Raw genomic sequence first — 440 nt, 5'->3', positions numbered from 1 at the left:
CCACCACACACCACCAACCACACACCACACCACACCCAAACCACCCCCCACCACAAACCACCACCCCCGCCTGCGCCGTCAGCGACAGATGGGGATGAGAGACAGGTCTAGGCTCATGTAGTCCGAGCACGGGGTGGACGCTTTGATTCGTCCGGAATTCGGGGTGGTATGCCAGGCATTGATGGTGTCGTCATATTGCAAGCCGGGATCGGCGCACTCCCAAGCAGCCTGAGCAATCTTGCCAAAAAGTTCCTTGGCGTCAACGGTGTCAAGCACCTTGTCAGGCTCGGTGCGGGACATCAGACCGAAGGGCTTACCCTGCTCAACAGCGGCCATGAAGGCGTCGGAGACACGCACCGAGTCCTGTCTCTTATCCCCATCCCCGAGCCCACGAGACCGCGCCTCACCCCCCCCCCCCCCCTCCGCCTGACAACACAAAC

Annotated in this window: 1 protein-coding gene; it reads right to left on the bottom strand. The window is 61.6% G+C overall.

The genetic code is table 11. The features are described 5' to 3' along the window. Nucleotides 1-78: 78 nt before the first annotated feature. A complete protein-coding gene (locus tag CRD59_RS07705) occupies nt 79-357 on the bottom strand; it encodes a hypothetical protein (protein ID WP_269088378.1) in 279 nt (92 codons plus the stop codon). Nucleotides 358-440: the final 83 nt, after the last annotated feature.

This window comes from Bifidobacterium xylocopae (assembly GCF_003315615.1).
Classification (GTDB): domain Bacteria; phylum Actinomycetota; class Actinomycetes; order Actinomycetales; family Bifidobacteriaceae; genus Bombiscardovia; species Bombiscardovia xylocopae.
The sequence above is the reverse complement of the archived record's forward strand: the minus strand, read 5'-3'. Positions and strand labels throughout refer to the sequence as shown.